This is a genomic window from Tardiphaga sp. GW821-FHT12E02 (genome assembly GCF_058807155.1).
Window position 1 is genome coordinate 637,331 of the sequence record NZ_JBXAQK010000001.1, and the last position, 16,838, is coordinate 654,168.

Below are 16,838 nucleotides of genomic sequence, written 5' to 3' on the forward strand. Positions count from 1 at the left end.
TGCGAAACAAGGGCGGGGAACCATGACCTGGATCATCCGTCCCTGGTTAATCGCCCGTCACGCCCCCGCTGCTGACCACAAGAAACGCCGAGAGACCCAAACATGTCCAAGAGCCTGATCGATCTGATCGACATCCTCGATCTCGAGACCATCGAGGTGAACATGTTCCGCGGCCGCAGCCCCAAGACGCGCTGGCAGCGCGTGTTCGGCGGCCAGGTCATCGGCCAGGCCCTGGTCGCCTCGGTGCGCACGGTGGAAGGCCGCATGCCGCATTCGTTGCATTGCTATTTCATCCTGCCCGGCGATCCGCAGATCCCGATCATCTATGAGGTCGAGCGCCTGCGCGACGGCAAGAGCTATTCCACCCGCCGCGTCACCGCGATCCAGCATGGCCAGGCGATCTTCTCGATGATGGTCTCGTTCCACGCCGAGGAAGAGGACTCGTTCAATCACTTCGATCCGATGCCCGATGTGCCGCCGCCGGACAAGCTCTCGGCCGAAGAGGTGGCAAAGGACTCGATCATCGAAAAGATGCCGGATTACATCCGCCGCTATTACGAGAGCGACCGTCCCATCGAGCTGCGGCCGGTGGAATTCAAGCGCTATGCCGGCGAGAAAATCCCGGACGGCCGCATCAATTTCTGGATTCGCACCGCCGCCAAGCTGCCGGACGACCCAGCGCTGCATATGTGCGCGCTCGCTTATGCGTCGGATTTCTCGCTGCTCGATTCCATCATGTCGCGCTATGGCCGCACGCTGTTCGACGGCCAGGCGATGGCGGCGAGCCTCGATCACGCGATGTGGTTTCATCGCCCGTTCCGGGCCGACGAATGGCTGCTCTACAGCCAGGACTCGCCGAGCGCCCAGAACGGCCGCGGCCTCGCCCGCGGCATGATCTTCAAGCCCGACGGCACGCTGGTCGCCTCGGTCGCGCAAGAAGGTTCGGTGCGCGAGCGCCGCGAGAAGCCGAAGAGCTGAGACTTGTAGGATGGGTTGACCGCAGCGATACCCATCACCGCGGGCTCCGGCGCTTGTTGGGACGGGTGTCGCTGCGCTCAACCCATCCTACGGCCCTGTATGTGAGGGACACACGCATGCCTTACGTGATCGAAACCTTCGACAAGCCCGGCAGCCAGGCCATTCGCGCCGAGCATCGCCCCGCGCATCTGGCGTTTCTGGCCAGGCACGCCAAGAAGCTGCTCGCCTGCGGCGCCAAGCTCCATGACGACGGCAGCGATCTTGGCGGCGGCATCTATGTGCTCGACACCGAGGATCGCGCCGAAGCTGAAGCCTTCATCGCCGCCGATCCCTTCACCACCGCCGGATTGTTCGAGCGCGTCAGCATCGTGCGGCAGCGCCGGGCCTATATCGGCGGGGTGTGTTTGTTGTGACGCAGCCAAGCGCTCCTCTTCTCCCTCTCCCGCTTGCGGGGGAGGGCCGGGGTGGGGGCAGCCACACGCTCAGGAGTTTGGGAGACACCCCCACCCTAACCCTCCCCCGCAAGAGCGGGAGAGGGAACTGCCTGCGCGCCCCTCTGGCCATCCATCCCCTGATTGCGTAAGCAGGGCTGGGATTGCCTTAAAGGATGCCTGTCATGAAGCTCGTGGTCGCGATCATCAAGCCGTTCAAGCTCGACGAAGTGCGTCAGGCACTGACCGCCATCGGCGTGCATGGCATGACCGTCACCGAGGTGAAGGGTTATGGCCGGCAGAAGGGCCATACGGAGATGTATCGCGGTGCCGAATATATCGTGAATTTCCTGCCCAAGCTGCGCCTCGAGATCGCGGTGGATTCCAGCCTCGCCGACAAGACCGTCGAAGTGATCTCCTCCAGCGCCCGCACCGGCCAGATCGGTGACGGCAAGATCTTCGTCACCCCCATCGACCGTGCGCTCCGCATCCGCACCGGCGAGACCGACAGCGACGCGCTCTGAGCCACTTTGCGCAGGACTTTCCTGCCTGCAGTTGAAAATCAGCGATTTTTCGCGCCATAGCTGAATGGCCTGCAGATTAGACAATTTCTTGCCATCTGCCCTAAATCTACGTGGCGGAATACCTCTCGCATGCCTCGCCGCTAAGCAGGATTTTGTCGATACCCTGTCATGCTTTTGTTTTAGGCAGAACTGACTAGACTTTAAGCGCGACCGAATGGCGCAGTTTGAGTCGGTCTGCCTAAAGCGTGAAAAGCGCGGGATTCATAAACCGTTAGCGGTCTCGGCCCGGTTGGCACGGCATTTGATTCTACAGGGATCAGGCTGCGACCGCGTTGTGAATTTCTCCGCGTGGGAACCTCAGTCAAGATCGCCCGACAGATCGTCGGGCCTAGCGGGGATAGGACCCATGAAAATTGTTATGGCGATCATCAAGCCGTTCAAGCTTGAAGAAGTCCGTGATGCCCTGACCGCCATTGGCGTTCACGGTTTGACGGTGACGGAAGTCAAAGGCTACGGCCGCCAGAAGGGCCATACGGAAATCTATCGCGGCGCGGAATATGCGGTGAGCTTCCTGCCGAAGATCAAGATCGAAGTCGCGGTCGCCTCCGACCAGGTGGACAAGACCATCGACGCGATCTCTGCAGCCGCCAAGACCGGCCAGATCGGTGACGGCAAGATCTTCGTGATCAGCCTCGAACACGCCGTTCGTATCCGCACCGGCGAGGCCGACGCCGCAGCGCTGTAAGCGCCAGCATCTCGGCCAATCGATTCAGACCAGCATCCTCTTTCAACGCTCACCTCGTTTTCTTTACTCAGGAGTCAAACACATGACGTTCAAGCGTCCATCTGGCGCGGGATTGGCGGCACTTGCCGTCGGCCTGTTTGCCGCAACCGCGGCTTACGCCGATCCGACCATCAACAAGGGCGACAACGCCTGGGTGATGACCTCGACGGTCCTCGTGCTGCTGATGACCATTCCCGGCCTGGCCCTGTTCTATGGCGGTCTCGTCCGCTCCAAGAACATGCTCTCGGTGCTGATGCAGATCCTCTACACCGTCTGTATCGTCATGATCATCTGGGCTGTTTACGGCTACAGCATCACCTTCACCGGTGGCTCCGCTTACATCGGCGGCTTCTCGAAGGCCTTCATGGCCGGCATCACGCCGGAATCGATGGCGGGTACCTTCTCGGCCGACGTCGCCGTGCAGGAAATGGTCTATTTCTGCTTCCAGATGACCTTCGCAGCGATCACTCCGTCGCTGATCGTCGGCGCTTTCGCAGAACGCACCAAATTCGCAGCCGTCGCCCTGTTCGTGCCGCTCTGGGTCACGCTGATCTATTTCCCGATGGCCCACATGGTTTGGTACTGGGCCGGTCCGGACGCGATCGTTGCCGCTGCCAAGGAACTCGCTGCCGCCGCTCCGGATGCGAAGGCTGCCGCGCAGGCCAAGCTTGATGGCGTCATGGCCGATGGCGGCCAGATCTTCCTCTGGGGCGCGCTCGACTTCGCCGGCGGCACCGTGGTGCACATCAATGCCGGTATCGCGGGCCTCGTGGGCTGCCTGCTCATCGGCAAGCGCACCGGCTACGGCAAGGAGCTGATGGCTCCGCACTCGCTGACCATGACCATGATCGGCGCCTCGCTGCTCTGGGTCGGCTGGTTCGGCTTCAACGTCGGCTCGAACCTCGAAGCTTCGGGCGGCGCTGGCCTCGCGATGGTCAACACCTTCCTCGCCACCGCTGCGGCGGCCATGGCCTGGATGTTCGCGGAATGGCTGACCAAGGGTCATCCCTCGCTGCTGGGTGCAGCTTCGGGCGCGGTCGCCGGCCTCGTTGCCGTCACCCCGGCCGCTGGCTTCTCCGGCCCGATGGGCGCCCTGGTGCTCGGCCTCGTTGCCGGCGTCATCTGCCTGTTCTTCTGCACCACCATCAAGAACTCGCTCGGCTATGACGACTCGCTCGATGTGTTCGGCGTCCACTGCGTCGGCGGCATCATCGGCGCGATCGGCACCGGCATCCTGGTCAATCCGGCCCTCGGCGGCACCGGCGTGATGGACTATGTGGCCGGCAAGATCGGCGACTACGACATGGTCACCCAGGTCCTCGCCCAGTGTAAGGCCGTGCTGCTGACGCTGGTGTTCTCCGGCATCGGTTCGGCGATCCTGTTCAAGGTTGTCGATGTGATCGTCGGTCTGCGCGTCACGGTCGAAGTCGAGCGCGAAGGCCTCGACGTCACCGAGCACACCGAACGCGCCTACAACATGTAAGCGCCTCACTCCGGCGCTCAGGCGCCGGAGTTTTGGTTTCAGGGATCGATTGGGGCAATACCCGGCAATGTCCCGATCGTCGAAGGGCTCCAGCGCAAGCTGGGGCCCTTCACTTTTTGGGACCGCGACGGAGACTCCCGGAATTTCTGCCGTTGTGCTATATTTCGCGAATGAACAGCGTCGACGTCCTCGAAATATTGCGACGGTCGGAGCATGCGCTACGTGAGCGTGGCGTTCGTCATGCTGCCCTGTTCGGCTCGGTCGCGCGCGGTGATCATCGTCCGGACAGCGACATCGACATCATGATCGAGATTGATCCCGCGGCACGTTTGACGGTCTACGACTATGCCGGCCTCAAGGAATATATTGCAGGACTGTTTGATGGTCCGGTCGATGTGGTGAGCCGCAAGAATCTTAAAGCTCACATTGCACCTGCCGCTACCGCTGATGCGATCGATGCCTTCTAAGGCCGCAGAAGCGGCACTTCTCGACATCCAGCATCACATTGATTTGGCGACGGCCTTTATCGCCGACACACCACCGGATCACCTCGGTCGTGACTTGCGCACGCTTTACGCGGTTATTCGTTGTCTTGAAATTATTTCAGAGGCATCGCGTCGCTTGCCGAACGATCTCAAAGGGCGGCATCCGCATATCATCTGGAGACAAGTTGCCGACGCAGGAAATGTCTATCGACATGACTACGAGGACGTTGCTGCTCCAATCATCTGGAATACCGTCACGCTCGCTTTGCCGATTTTGAAAGCCGCGATCGACTCTGAAATTTCCAGACTTTCTTGATAGCTGCCGCGTTGCTTAACCCCCACCCGTCCATGGTTAATCGGGCCTTAACCTCGCCGTATCTATGGTGGTCTGATCCCATTTCTGCCGATCTCATGGGGCGGTCGGCGGCGTTGAAAGTACGGGCGTTTTTCCGATGGTTTCCACCAATTCCTCGCAGCTGCATGGTGCTTCCCGGACCTCCGCGGGGCCCGATGGCGAGCGCTCGCCATTTGCGCGGCTGACGGAATTGCTGGCGCCCTATCAACCCGGATTGCCGCTGATCACGCTGTCATTGGGCGAGCCGCAGCATCCGGTGCCGGATTTTGTCGGGCCGATTTTGACCAAGCATATCAATGATTTCGGGCGCTATCCGATCGCCAAGGGGACCGAGCTGTTCCGCAAGGCGGCCGCTCGCTGGATCACTAAGCGATTTAGCTTGATGCGCGAGGTGGATCCGGACACCGAAGTTCTGGTGCTGAATGGCAGCCGCGAGGGCTTGTTTTTTGCCGGCATCGCGGCGGCCCGTTATGTCGGGCCGCGCGAGGGTAAACCCGCCATTTTGCTGCCGAATCCGTTCTATCCCGCCTATGGTGCCGGCGCGCGGGCGGCGGGGTGCGAGGCGATTTTCCTCCCCACCACGGTCGAAAATGGCTTTCTCCCAAACCTTGATGCCATCGATGAATCCACCTTGCGACGGACTGTGGCGATCTACATTGCGTCGCCTGCGAACCCGCAAGGCGCCGTCGCGACGCCCGAATATTTCAAGCAACTTCATGCGCTTAGCCTGAAGTACGGCTTCATCGTTCTGAGCGACGAATGCTATTCGGAGATCTACACCCGCGAGGCGCCGGGCAGCATGCTGGCGCAGGCCGGGCCGGATTTTCAGAACGTCGTCGCCTTCCAGTCACTGTCGAAGCGCTCCAACCTGCCCGGCATGCGCGTTGGCTTCGTTGCGGGCGACAAGAAATTCCTCAGCGCTTTCCACGAGTTGCGGAACGTGGCCGCACCGCAAGTGCCGGTGCCCCTGCAGCAGGTGGCGGTTGCCGCTTACAGCGACGAGAGCCACGTGGAGGAAAACCGCAGGCTTTACGGGCTGAAATTCGATCTCGCAGACCAGATTCTGGGCTCGCGCTACGGCTACAAGAGACCCGCCGGCGGCTTCTGTTTGTGGCTGGATGTCACGAAATCCGGTGGCGACGAAGAGGCGACAATACGGCTTTACAGAGACGGCGGAGTCCGCGTCGTCCCCGGCAGTTACCTCGCCCGGACCCAGCCCGACGGCAGCAATCCCGGCGCCGGCTACATCCGGATCGCCATGGTTCAGGACAGTGATACCACCGCCGAGGCGCTGCATCGCCTCGTCAAGATTCTCGGCTGATCGAAGGCCAGCATGAGCACCACGATCGAACGCGTCATTCCTCTGGTCGGCCACCTCCCGGCCTCGCTGCGCGAGGCCCTTGGCCGGCGGCTGCGCGAACTCATGGGCTTTGCCCTGATCGGCATCGCAGGCGTTGCCGCAGCAGCGATGATGACCTGGTCGGTGCAGGACCCGAGCCTGTCGCATGCGACCTCGCGGGCGATCCGCAACATCGTCGGCTATCCCGGCGCGATCGGCGCGGATCTGTTGATGCAGATCCTCGGGCTTGGCGCCATCATGATGATCCTCACCGTCGCCGTGTGGGGCTGGCGGATGATGACGCATCGTCACTTCGATCGCGAAGCACTGCGCCTCACCTGCTGGCTGCTCTGCACCGTGTTCGCTTCGGGCTTTGCGAGCTGCTGGCAGCATGGCGGCTCGTGGCCACTGCCGACCGGTGTCGGCGGTGTGGTCGGCGATGCGCTGTTTCGTGCGCCGGCCGTCGTGTTCGGTCCCGTCGGCTTCATCTATCGCTTCGTGCTCGGCTCCATCTTCTGCGCGCTGATGGCGGTGACGTTTATCTTCGCCTGCGGCTATGGCGCCAAGGCGAAGGAGGACTTCCCGGAGATCGAGGACATCGATGACGAGCCGTTCGAGGACGTCGATGACGAGAAGGAGCGTCGCTCTTTCGCTGTCTCGCTCGGCTGGTTCTTCCATGCGCTGATGAGCACCAAGGCACGCATCGGCCGCGTGCTGTCCTTCCTCTATTCCAAATTCGTCACCTCCGGCAGCGAGCCGCGTGCGGCTGCGTTCGAGCGCCAGGAGCCGAATCTCGGCGGCCGACGCGCGAGCCCGCCGATTGCGCCGCATGATGAGCATGAGGACGACGAGCACGAGGACGAAGAAGAGGAATACGAGGAAGAGGAAGAAGAGATCGAGGAAGAGCCTGCTCCCAAGGCGCGCAAGAAATCTTCCGCCAAGGAGCCGGTCCGCAAGAACAACAGTGGCAAGTTCGAACTGCCCTCCGTCGGCATGCTCACGGCGCCGAAGGCCGCCGATCGCAAGCCGCTCAGCAAGGCTGAACTCGAGGCCAATTCGCGCGCGCTGGAAGGCGTGCTGCAGGATTTTGGCGTGCGCGGTGAAATCGTCAAAGCCAATCCCGGCCCCGTCGTCACGCTGTACGAACTCGAACCCGCACCGGGCATCAAGTCGTCGCGCGTGATCGGCCTCGCCGACGATATCGCGCGCTCGATGAGCGCTCTCTCCGCGCGCGTTGCCGTCGTCCCCGGCCGCAATGCCATCGGCATCGAGCTGCCGAACCAGCATCGCGAAAATGTTTACCTGCGCGAACTGCTCACCGTGCAGGACACCAACGAGGGCATCCGGCTCCCGCTCTGCCTTGGCAAGAATATCGGCGGCGACTCGATCATCATCGATCTCGCCCGCACGCCGCATATGCTGATCGCCGGTACCACCGGTTCGGGTAAATCGGTCGCGATCAACACCATGATCCTCAGCCTCGTCTACAGGCTGCGGCCCGATCAGTGCCGCCTGATCATGGTCGATCCGAAAATGCTCGAACTGTCCGTCTATGACGGCATCCCGCATCTGCTGACGCCGGTCGTGACCGATCCGAAGAAGGCCGTGGTCGCGCTGAAATGGGCGGTGCGCGAGATGGAAGAGCGCTACAAGCGCATGGCCAAGCTCGGCGTCCGCAATATCGATGGCTACAATGCGCGCCTCGTCGAGGCCGGCAAGAAGGGCGAGGAGCTCACCCGCACGGTTCACACCGGCTTCGAAAAGGAAACCGGCAAGGCGATCTACGAGGAAGAGAAGCTCGATCTCTCGCCGCTGCCCTATATCGTCATCATCGTCGACGAAATGGCCGACCTGATGATGGTCGCCGGCAAGGACATCGAAGGCCTGGTGCAGCGCCTCGCGCAGATGGCGCGCGCCGCCGGCCTTCACGTCGTGCTCGCCACGCAGCGACCCTCGGTGGACGTCATCACCGGCACCATCAAGGCGAACTTCCCGACGCGTATCTCCTTCCAGGTGACGTCGAAGATCGACAGCCGCACCATCCTCGGCGAAATGGGCGCCGAGCAGCTGCTCGGCCGCGGCGACATGCTTTACATGGCCGGTGGCGGCCGTATCTCGCGTGTGCACGGACCTTTCGTGTCGGACGAGGAAGTCGAGAAGGTCGTGCGCCACCTCAAGACGCAGGGCGAGCCGGAATATCTCGAGGCGGTCACCGCCGAGGAGCCGGAAGAAGGCGAAGACGGCGCGGTGTTCGACCAGACCGGCATGGGCGCCGATGGCGGTGGTGGCGATCTGTATCAGCAGGCTGTCGCGATCGTGAAACGCGATCGCAAGGCCTCGACCAGCTACATCCAGCGCCGTTTGCAGATCGGCTACAACCGCGCGGCGTCATTAATCGAGCGGATGGAAAACGAAGGCGTGGTGGGCCAGCCCAACCATGCCGGCAAGCGCGAAATTCTGATTGCGGAAGAAGAGAGCGGTTATTGAGCGCGTGACGGTATCGAGGAACAAACAGGCGGCCGGGTCGCGAAATCGCCACAGCGCAGGGCTACGGCCAGCGCATGCGGCAGACGTCGCACCGGACGCGCAGGGGATCCTCAACCCAAGCGCAAACCCGATATCAACCCAGACGCAAAGCGCGCTAGAATGCGCTGCCGATGGCATCGCCGAGCAGGACGACGTTTTGATGAAACGCGACACCGACTACGCCGCACATCCGGCCCTCCTGCGCGCCAGCGCCGCCGGCCTTGCTGCGACTTTTGCTGTCGGCATCATGATGTCCGCCGCACAGGCACAGACGACGCCGTTGCCGCGCCCGGCGCCGAAGGCACGCAATGTCGCGTTTCAGGTGGCCGCGTCCGAACCGCAGCCGATCCGGCCGCCAGCCACCATCACGCCGGTGCAGCAGGCCCAGGCGCCGCGGCAGACCAAGCCGCCGGAGCCGGTGATCCCTGATCCCCGCCGCAATGTGCCGGCCAGCATTTTCATGACGTTCGATGCCAACCAGAAGGCATCGGCCGCCAAGGTCAGCGCCTATCTGTCCAATCTCAGCAATCTGAGCGGCAACTTCGTTCAGGTCGGCCCGGACGGCAGCAAGACCACCGGCGACTTCTACATCCAGAAGCCCGGCAAGGTGCGCTTCGAATATGACGCGCCGACGCCGATTGCGATGGTCTCCGACGGCCAGTCGCTGGCGGTGCGCGACACCAAGCTGGCGACGCAGGATATCTACCCGCTGTCGCAGACGCCGCTGCGCTACCTGCTGTCGGATCGCATCGATCTGATGAAGGACACCAATGTCGTCGCGGTGACGTCGGACGAGCTCTACACCTCGGTGATCATCGAGGAACGCAATGCCGTGGTCGGCACCTCGCGCCTGATGCTGATGATCGGCACCAAGGACGGCCAGCTCAAGCAGTGGACCATCACCGACCCGCAGGGCTACGACACCACGGTGGCGATCTACAATCTGGACACGGTGAAGAAGCCGGATCCGGGCTTGTTCAAGATCGACTTCGCGCGGTATCCGGGCGGCGGGGCGAATTAGGCGCGTTCTTCTTAACCTCTCCCCGCCCTTCTGCGGGGAGAGGTCGACCCGGCGCAGCGCAGCGTAGCCGGATCGGGTGAGGGGCATGGCACGCGAACCGCCCCTAAGCTCACTCCCATCGAATCTCTCCGACGGCGGCGCAGGGCATGTCTTCGCTTCGATAGGTGCGCGTTTGGCATTGACCGTGTGCCATGCCCCTCACCCGCCGCGAAGACGCGGCGACCTCTCCCCGCTCAAGGGCGGGGAGAGGTTAAGACCTGCGCTTCGCTTCGACTTTCTGCGTCACTCCCGCCCCTCATGGTGACGAGCGCACCGCTTGGTGCGCGTCTCGAACCATGTGTGGCTTGTCTCCGGCGCCTGCTGCCATCCTTCGAGACGCCGCTACGCGGCTCCTCAGGATGAGGGGTGAGCGTGGGGCTGAGGCCCTGTCGGCTGAGTTGCCGATCGCGCAATGTTACCGAATTGCTGCACGCCTGCACAATTTCCGATTGTTCGCTGGAATCCTCTCACTTCCCGTCTCCCCCCGATAAACTGATCGCCAGCAGGACTGGGGAACGCGCACTTTTCCGATCGTGACGCGCGGCTCTCGCAAATCAGATCCGGGGTCGGGCGTGACGCGTTTATTATCGATCAGAACCATGGGCCGCGCGCTTGCGAGCGCCGCCTTTTTGTGGAGCGCGAGCGCCTCCATCGCTCATGCGCAGCAGACACTGCTGCAGGCGATCGCTACTCCGCAGGTCACCCAATTCGATTACGACGCCCTGTTCAAGCAGATGTATCAGAGCCCGGCGGATCTCGACGTCAGCTTCAAATTTGCCGAACAGGCCGTCGCCCGCAGCGACTATGAGGCGGCGATCGGCGCGCTCGAGCGCATGCTGTTCTTCAATCCCAACCTGCCGCGCGTCAAACTCGAACTCGGCGTGCTGTATCTGAAGCTCGGCTCCTATGAGCTGGCGCGCAGCTATTTCCTCGATGCGATCAAGGGCCCGGTGCCCGATGACATCCGCAGCCAGGTGAATGCCTATCTGGCACAGATCGACCGCCGCATGTCGGCCTGGGACTATAGCGCCTTCGTCCAGACCGGCCTGCGCTATCAGACCAATGCCAATGTCGGCCCCAACGACCTGCTGGTGCGCGCGCTCGGCCAGGACGCGATCCTCGACGGCGCCTTCGGCAAGCGGCCGGACTGGAATGCCTTCCAGACCGCAGCCGCCAGCGTCGGCTACAGACTGAATACCCGCGGCGACGTGATGGAAGCCAGCATTCTGGCGCTCGGCACCCAGCAATTCCGGCTCAGCCAGTTCAATCTCGGCCTGATCGAAGTGGTGGCCGGCCCGCGCATTGCCGTCGGGCAGAACGCCTCGTTCAAGGTCTATGGCATCGGCGACATGGTGTGGCTGGGCGATGCCAATTACTTCAACGCCGCCGGCGGCGGCGTCTCGGCGCGCCACGCCATCGGCGACCTCGGCTTCATCGAAGGCTTTGTCGAAGGGCGGCACCGCGCCTTCTTCAACTCGCTGAATTTCCCCACCGCCGCGGAGCAGACCGGCGACTTCCTGTCATCCGGCGTGATCACCGACCTGCGCCTGACCACGACCATGCGCGGCGTGATGCGCATTGGCTATGACGAGAACCAGGCGATCTTCGCCTATAACAGCTACAAGCGCTATTCGATCGACTTCGCTTTTCCCTATGATTTCGTGCTGCCGATTTTGGGCAAGCCGCATCAGTTCACCATCGCGCCGACGCTCGGCTTCAGCTGGGCCAATTACGCCGCGCCGAATGCGATCATCGATCCCGTCACGCTGCGCAATGACAGCGAGCAGCGCTATGGCGCGATCTTCGATGCGCAGATCTACGACAATGTCGGCGTGCGCACGCAGATCCAGTATTCGAAGATCGAGTCCAGCCTGCCGAACTATCGCACCAGCAATTTTGCCGTCGGCTTCGGCCCGACGGTTCGTTTCTGAGGTGGCCCGATGATGCGTCTTGCAACTCTCGCACTCGTGACGACGGCCTCTCTCATAACGGCCGCGCATGCGCAGCAGGTCGGCACCGCCTCCGCCGTCAATCCTGCGGCCACCATCAATACGCGCACCATCACCATCGGCTCGTCCATCAGCCATATGGAGCGCATCCGCACCACCGAGAGCGGCTCGGTGCAGGTGCTGTTCGTGGACAAGACCTCGATGACCGTGGGACCGAACAGCGATCTCACCATCGACGAATATGTGTTCGATCCGAAATCCGGCGAAGGCAAGCTCGCGGCGACGCTTGGCCGCGGCGCGCTGCGCTTTGTCGGCGGGCTGATCAGCCATGCCGGCAATGCCGAGATCAAGACGTCATCGGCCACCATCGGCATTCGCGGTGGCGTGGTGCTGCTGAACGGGCCCAATGTGTATATGGGCTATGGCTCATCGACGGTGACATCGCGCGGCGGCACGGTGTCGCTCGGCGCCGGCGAATTCACGCGCACGCCCGGCGGCGGAGCGCCGCCACTGCCGCCCGGACCGCCGCCGCCGAACTACGTCGCCTCGCAGCTGCAGTTCTTCCAGAGCGCCGGCGGCCAGAGCGGCGGCGTGGCGGCGGGCCATGCCTCGCCGCGCAATGTGGCTGCGGCGGAGCGGAGGGCGACAGGATCGAATGGCGGCGTGGCTGGTCAGGCGACCACGACGCCGGCGCCGACCATCACGCGCATCGGCCATGTGGCGCAGACGCTCGATCAGACGATCCAGACCTCGGCGCAATCGCGGACGGTGGAGGCGTCGGGGACAGAGGGGCGGCCGACGACGGCACTGGTGGGCCTCGCCGGCGGCGTGGTGCGTGACCAGTATGTCTCCGGCTCCAATAACGGGCAGTCCTACAATTCGTCGATCATCGGTGGCGCGGTGGTGATGCTCGACGCCATTGCCAATCGCATCCAGGCCAATTTCGGTGCCACCTATGGCACCGGCAATAGCGATCAGATCGTTCAATACGGATCGCTGAATCCATCGGACCCGACGCCGAGCAGCTATACGGACTACAACACTTTCAGCGCGCAACTGAAGAAGGACGGGCTGCCGAGCGGCTTCAGCGGCGAGATCACCAACCTCTCGCCAGCCAGCACCCGGCAACTGGGCGCCAGTCTCGGCCAGCCGAACCTGACCGTCTGCCAGTGCGAATATACGCGCTGGGGGTTCTGGAGCGTGAAGACGCCGGATCCCAATCTCGGCATCTTCGGCACCTGGGTGGCGGGGCAGCCTGCGCTGGCCACCGACATGCCGACCACCGGGACGGCCAGCTATGTCGGCCACGTCATCGCCAATGTCGGCACCACGAGCGGCGATGTTAGGCAGGCGGTGGGCAATTTCTCCAACACCGTCGACTTTGGCGCGCGCACTGGAAATGTCGCGGTCAACGGGCTGGACAGCACGAATTATCACGGCACCGTTGCGCTGCAGAATGGCACGGTGGCCTTCATCGGCAGTGCCGCGGGCGACGTCGGCAACCGGAATATGTCCATCGTGGGCGGCTTCGTGCGCGGGGCCACCAGCCCGGTCGGCGAAATGGGTGGCACGGTGATGATTACCGGCACCAATTATGTCGGCGGCGGCAGCTTTGCCGCGGCGATCAGGCGGTAGGGGCGGTGTATTCCGGCTTTCTTCCCTTCTCCCCTTGTGGGAGAAGGTGGCGCCGACGCAGTCGGTGCCGGATGAGGGGTGACTGGGCTCGAAGCTTGTGGCTACCCCTCACCCGTCTGCGCGCCTGCGGCGCGCATCCACCCTCTCCCACAAGGGGAGAGGGGAAGCGGAGCCCAATCCATACCCATGCGCCTGACCCTCACCACCTGGAATATCAATTCCGTCCGCCTGCGTATCGAGCTCGTCGCCGACTTCCTGCAAGCGGTGCAGCCCGACGTGCTGTGCCTGCAGGAGACGAAGTGCCCCGACGATGCGTTTCCGCTGAAGCGGCTGAAGCAGCTCGGCTACAACTACATCGCGCTGAACGGGCAGAAGGGCTATCACGGCGTCGCCATCGTCTCGAAGCTGCCATTCGAGACCACCGACATCCGCGTGTTCTGCGACAAGCTGGATTCGCGCCATATCTCGGTGGCCTTTGGCGCGCAGGCGGGATTGTCCGCGCCGCTGATCGTGCATGACTTCTACGTGCCGGCGGGCGGCGATATTCCCGATCCCGAAGCCAATCCGAAATTTGCGCACAAGCTCTCCTTTCTCGACGAGATGAAAAGCTGTGACGGTCTGCATCCGCGCGGCGATGCGCGGCACATTCTTGTCGGCGACCTCAATGTGGCGCCGCATGAGAACGATGTGTGGTCGCACAAGCAGATGCTGAAGATCGTCTCGCATACGCCGATTGAATGCGAGAAGCTGCTGGCGGTGCAGAGCGAGGGCAACTGGATCGACGTCGCGCGCGAACGCATTCCGTTGTCGGAGAAGATCTATACCTGGTGGAGCTATCGCGCCGCGGATTGGGCGGCGTCGAATCGCGGCCGGCGGCTGGATCACATCTGGGTATCGAGCGCGCTGAAGGATGCGGTGCAGGACTATCAGGTGCTGCGCGACGCGCGCGGCTGGGAACGGCCGTCGGATCATGTGCCGGTGACGGTGGTGCTGGATGTGTAGTTCTTCCTTCTCCCCGCTCTGCGCGGGGAGAAGGTGGCCGCGCGTAGCGTGGCCGGATGAGGGGCATGGCACGGGGCCAGCCACGTCAAAGATCGATCGAAGCGACGAACTATACGATCCGTGAGTGCAGAGCAGATGGTGAGCGCGTGCCATGCCCCTCACCCGCCGCGAAGACGCGGCGACCTCTCCCCGTAAAGAACGGGGAGAGGTTAAGAGGAGCTAGCCCAGCTTCGCCCGGACCTGCGCGAAATCGCTCGCGAGTTCGTTCATCCGCGCCGCCATGTCGTTGCGCAGGCGCAGCGCGGCATCGGGATCGCTGTCGAGCACGCGCTGGAACAGGCTGCGCGTGATGCGGATCACGCTGGAATATTCCGCGGCCACCGCCGTGGAGCGGCGCGGCATCGCGACCAGCAGAGATAGTTCGCCGATCAGCGTGCCGCGCTCGGCCATCACTTCGTGATCGTCACCGACGGTGACGCGGAACGCGCCGTTCTGCACCACATAGCCGCAATCGGCCTGCTCATCCTCGCGAAACAGATAGGAGCCGCGGGAGAATTCCTGCTGCTCGGAGCCGATGGCGATGACGCGCAAGGCATCGCGCCCGAGCAAGCGAAATGTCGGGACGCGCTCGAGCAATGAGACGTCATCTTCAATCGACATGGAGAAAATCGAACCGCAAAACCGCGTGGACCGGACGCGCAACACACAACAGGGAGCTACAGGCGAATCGGTCCACTATTCGTATCACGGCACCAACTTGTAGCCACCGGCTTCCGTCACCAGGATTTCGGGATTGGCCGCGTCCTTCTCGATCTTCTGGCGCAGCCGGTAGATATGCGTTTCCAGCGTGTGGGTGGTGACACCGGAATTGTAGCCCCAGACTTCCTGCAGCAGCGTCTCGCGCGACACCGCGAGCTGGCCGGCGCGATAGAGGAAGCGCAGGATCGCGGTTTCCTTCTCGGTCAGCCGCACCTTCTTGGCATTGGCGCCGGTGAGCATCTTCGAGCCCGGACGGAAGCTGTAGGGACCGACCGTGAAGACCGCATCCTCGCTGGCTTCGTGCTGGCGCAGCTGGGCGCGGATGCGCGCCAGCAGCACGGCGAAGCGGAACGGCTTCGCGACGTAGTCGTTCGCGCCAGACTCCAGACCGAGAATGGTATCGCTATCGGTATCGTGACCTGTGAGCATGATGATCGGCGCCTTGAAGCCGCCCTTGCGCAGGCTGCGCACGACTTCGCGGCCATCGGTGTCGGGCAGGCCGACATCCATCAGCACCAGGTCGGGAGAATTGGCTTTGGCAGCCGTGGCGCCCTTGGCGCCGGTGTCGACGGCCGAGGCCTCGAATTCCTCGTGCAGCGACAACTGCTCGACCAGCGCCTCGCGCAAATCAGTGTCGTCATCCACGATCAAGATCTTGCGGGCATTGGGCATTGCGACAATCCTTTGGACGGCTGTTGCGGCTTCGACGTGTGGAAACGCGATGATGGGGTGGAGATCATCACGGTTTCGCGATCCGCATAGTCTAGCGCAAAAAACCAAGCATTCTCAGTGAATGTGGTTTTGCAGCGCGAAATAGAACATTTGCGGTAAACAGCCAAGGCGAAGCGGCGGGATTTGATGGGAAACGTCGTTAATTCAGGTACTTATCGAACAAGCTTGCGTGATCGGCCGGTGAAGCGGGTGCTTGTGCGGGCGGCTGCGGGGAATCCGCAGCGCGGCTGGCTGAGCTTCGATCACACAACCATACCCGTCGCGCTGGGCCGCGGCGGAATCAAGGCGAACAAGCGCGAAGGCGACGGCGCAACGCCGCAGGGGGTGTTTCACCCGATCCGGCTGTGGTGGCGCGGCGACCGGCACACGCGGCCGCGGACGCATCTGCCGATCAGGCTGATCACGCCGCAGGACGGCTGGTGCGAGGATCCGAAGGATCGGCATTACAATCAGCCGGTGCGGCTGGATCGCGGCGTGGATGGCGACCGGCTGGCGCGCGCGGATCACCTTTATGATTTCATCATCGAGATCGACCAGAACACGAAGCCGCGGATCGCGGGGCGTGGGAGTGCCGTGTTTCTGCACCTGGCGCGGGAGAACTGGGGACCGACGGCGGGATGCGTCGCCATGCGGAAAGGCGCGATGCTGCGATTGCTGGCGCGGATCGGGACGGAGACGAAGATCGTGGTGGGGTGACCGCAATTTGAACTCCGCCCTCATCCTGAGGAGCGGCCGCAGGCCGCGTCTCGAAGGATGGCCGCGAGCTCCGAGCCTCGCCAGCTCATGGTTCGAGACG

16 protein-coding genes are annotated in these 16,838 nt (G+C 62.9%); 14 read left to right on the plus strand and 2 right to left on the minus strand.

From position 1 onward, the window contains the following. Positions 1 to 102 precede the first annotated feature (102 nt). From tesB to AC1RQ5_RS03100, 13 genes are all read left to right on the plus strand, one after another. A complete protein-coding gene (gene tesB / locus AC1RQ5_RS03040) occupies positions 103 to 978 on the plus strand; it encodes an acyl-CoA thioesterase II (RefSeq protein WP_398481887.1) in 876 nt (291 codons plus the stop codon). Positions 979 to 1,094: 116 nt separating this feature from the next. Then, positions 1,095 to 1,391: a YciI family protein gene (locus AC1RQ5_RS03045; RefSeq protein WP_493197043.1), complete on the plus strand. Its 297-nt coding sequence runs from the start codon at positions 1,095 to 1,097 to the stop codon at positions 1,389 to 1,391. Positions 1,392 to 1,594: 203 nt separating this feature from the next. Then, a complete protein-coding gene (locus AC1RQ5_RS03050) occupies positions 1,595 to 1,933 on the plus strand; it encodes a P-II family nitrogen regulator (RefSeq protein WP_398481883.1) in 339 nt (112 codons plus the stop codon). Positions 1,934 to 2,339: 406 nt separating this feature from the next. Next, complete coding sequence (locus AC1RQ5_RS03055) at positions 2,340 to 2,678, plus strand: P-II family nitrogen regulator (RefSeq protein ID WP_233023963.1); 339 nt, start codon at positions 2,340 to 2,342, stop codon at positions 2,676 to 2,678. Between the two features lie 82 nt (positions 2,679 to 2,760). Next, complete coding sequence (locus AC1RQ5_RS03060) at positions 2,761 to 4,200, plus strand: ammonium transporter (RefSeq protein WP_493197044.1); 1,440 nt, start codon at positions 2,761 to 2,763, stop codon at positions 4,198 to 4,200. Between the two features lie 170 nt (positions 4,201 to 4,370). Beyond that, complete coding sequence (locus tag AC1RQ5_RS03065; protein WP_493197045.1) at positions 4,371 to 4,667, plus strand: nucleotidyltransferase family protein; 297 nt, start codon at positions 4,371 to 4,373, stop codon at positions 4,665 to 4,667. Continuing rightward, positions 4,657 to 5,001: a HepT-like ribonuclease domain-containing protein gene (locus tag AC1RQ5_RS03070; protein ID WP_493197046.1), complete on the plus strand. Its 345-nt coding sequence runs from the start codon at positions 4,657 to 4,659 to the stop codon at positions 4,999 to 5,001. Before AC1RQ5_RS03065 ends, AC1RQ5_RS03070 begins: the two co-directional genes overlap by 11 nt. A gap of 136 nt (positions 5,002 to 5,137) precedes the next feature. After that, complete coding sequence (locus AC1RQ5_RS03075) at positions 5,138 to 6,361, plus strand: aminotransferase class I/II-fold pyridoxal phosphate-dependent enzyme (RefSeq protein WP_493197047.1); 1,224 nt, start codon at positions 5,138 to 5,140, stop codon at positions 6,359 to 6,361. 12 nt (positions 6,362 to 6,373) lie between these two features. Continuing rightward, a complete protein-coding gene (locus tag AC1RQ5_RS03080; protein WP_493197048.1) occupies positions 6,374 to 8,866 on the plus strand; it encodes a DNA translocase FtsK in 2,493 nt (830 codons plus the stop codon). 199 nt (positions 8,867 to 9,065) lie between these two features. Continuing rightward, positions 9,066 to 9,926 carry an outer membrane lipoprotein carrier protein LolA gene (locus AC1RQ5_RS03085; RefSeq protein ID WP_398481460.1) on the plus strand — a complete coding sequence of 287 codons (861 nt, stop codon included), beginning with the start codon at positions 9,066 to 9,068 and terminating at the stop codon, positions 9,924 to 9,926. A 638-nt stretch (positions 9,927 to 10,564) separates the two neighbouring features. Further along, positions 10,565 to 11,896, plus strand: a complete 1,332-nt coding sequence (locus AC1RQ5_RS03090; protein ID WP_493203274.1) for a tetratricopeptide repeat protein — start codon at positions 10,565 to 10,567, stop codon at positions 11,894 to 11,896. A 9-nt stretch (positions 11,897 to 11,905) separates the two neighbouring features. After that, positions 11,906 to 13,549 (plus strand): FecR family protein, encoded by a 1,644-nt coding sequence (locus AC1RQ5_RS03095; protein ID WP_493197049.1) that lies wholly within the window; start codon positions 11,906 to 11,908, stop codon positions 13,547 to 13,549. Between the two features lie 186 nt (positions 13,550 to 13,735). Then, complete coding sequence (locus tag AC1RQ5_RS03100; RefSeq protein ID WP_493197050.1) at positions 13,736 to 14,551, plus strand: exodeoxyribonuclease III; 816 nt, start codon at positions 13,736 to 13,738, stop codon at positions 14,549 to 14,551. Positions 14,552 to 14,770: 219 nt separating this feature from the next. Here AC1RQ5_RS03100 and AC1RQ5_RS03105 read toward each other — a convergent pair whose 3' ends face one another. Together AC1RQ5_RS03105 and AC1RQ5_RS03110 are read right to left on the minus strand one after the other, a co-directional pair. Further along, the gene (locus tag AC1RQ5_RS03105) at positions 14,771 to 15,211 is read right to left on the minus strand and encodes a cyclic nucleotide-binding domain-containing protein (RefSeq protein WP_493197051.1); all 441 of its coding nucleotides are present in this window, start codon (positions 15,209 to 15,211) and stop codon (positions 14,771 to 14,773) included. Between the two features lie 84 nt (positions 15,212 to 15,295). Continuing rightward, complete coding sequence (locus AC1RQ5_RS03110) at positions 15,296 to 15,982, minus strand: response regulator transcription factor (protein WP_398481471.1); 687 nt, start codon at positions 15,980 to 15,982, stop codon at positions 15,296 to 15,298. A gap of 186 nt (positions 15,983 to 16,168) precedes the next feature. Here AC1RQ5_RS03110 and AC1RQ5_RS03115 point away from each other — a divergent pair, with 186 nt between their 5' ends. Further along, complete coding sequence (locus AC1RQ5_RS03115) at positions 16,169 to 16,738, plus strand: L,D-transpeptidase family protein (protein WP_493197052.1); 570 nt, start codon at positions 16,169 to 16,171, stop codon at positions 16,736 to 16,738. Positions 16,739 to 16,838 lie beyond the last annotated feature (100 nt).